Raw genomic sequence first — 1,222 nt, 5'->3', positions numbered from 1 at the left:
CGAGAAGAGAATTCTAAGGCGCGCGGAAGAACTCTCGTTAAGGAACTCGGCAAAATGACCCCGTAACTTCGGGAGAAGGGGTGCGTCGGTAGGGTGAAGTAGCCCGAGGGGGCCGCAGTGAAAAGGCCCAAGCGACTGTTTAGCAAAAACACAGGTCTGTGCGAAGCCGCAAGGCGAAGTATACGGCTGACGCCTGCCCGGTGCTGGAAGGTTAAGGGGAGTGGTAAGCCTTCGGGCGAAGCTATGAACCGAAGCCCCAGTAAACGGCGGCCGTAACTATAACGGTCCTAAGGTAGCGAAATTCCTTGTCAGGTAAATTCTGACCCGCACGAATGGCGTAACGACTTGGGCGCTGTCTCAACGAGAGATCCGGTGAAATTTTAATACCTGTGAAGATGCAGGTTACCCGCGACAAGACGGAAAGACCCCATGGAGCTTTACTGCAGCTTGATATTGAATTTGGGTACGATCTGTACAGGATAGGTGGGAGCCGTTGAACTTTGAGCGCCAGCTTGAAGGGAGGCATCCTTGGGATACCACCCTGATCGTATCTAGGTTCTAACTTGGTACCGTGATCCGGTGCGAGGACAGTGTCAGGTGGGCAGTTTGACTGGGGCGGTCGCCTCCTAAAGAGTAACGGAGGCGCCCCAAGGTTCCCTCAGAATGGTTGGAAATCATTCGAAGAGTGCAAAGGCAGAAGGGAGCTTGACTGCGAGACCTACAAGTCGAGCAGGGACGAAAGTCGGGCTTAGTGATCCGGTGGTACCGCATGGAAGGGCCATCGCTCAACGGATAAAAGCTACCCTGGGGATAACAGGCTTATCTCCCCCAAGAGTCCACATCGACGGGGAGGTTTGGCACCTCGATGTCGGCTCATCGCATCCTGGGGCTGAAGTAGGTCCCAAGGGTTGGGCTGTTCGCCCATTAAAGCGGTACGCGAGCTGGGTTCAGAACGTCGTGAGACAGTTCGGTCCCTATCTGTCGTGGGCGTAGGAAATTTGAGAGGAGCTGTCCTTAGTACGAGAGGACCGGGATGGACGTACCGCTGGTGTACCAGTTGTTCCGCCAGGAGCACCGCTGGGTAGCTATGTACGGAAGGGATAAGCGCTGAAAGCATCTAAGCGTGAAGCCCCCCTCAAGATGAGATTTCCCAATTAGTAAGACCCCTTGGAGACGACGAGGTAGATAGGTTGGGGGTGGAAGTGCAGTAATGCATAGAGCT

Annotated in this window: 1 rRNA gene; it reads left to right on the top strand. The window is 54.7% G+C overall.

From position 1 onward, the window contains the following. Nucleotides 1-1,222 (top strand): 23S ribosomal RNA (locus tag C400_RS0125955); the annotation flags it as partial.

This window comes from Paenibacillus sp. ICGEB2008, assembly GCF_000307675.1.
In the GTDB taxonomy this organism is placed as follows: Bacteria; Bacillota; Bacilli; order Paenibacillales; family Paenibacillaceae; genus Paenibacillus; species Paenibacillus polymyxa.
Note: the sequence above shows the minus strand (reverse complement) of the source record. Positions and strands in the feature narration are given on the sequence as shown.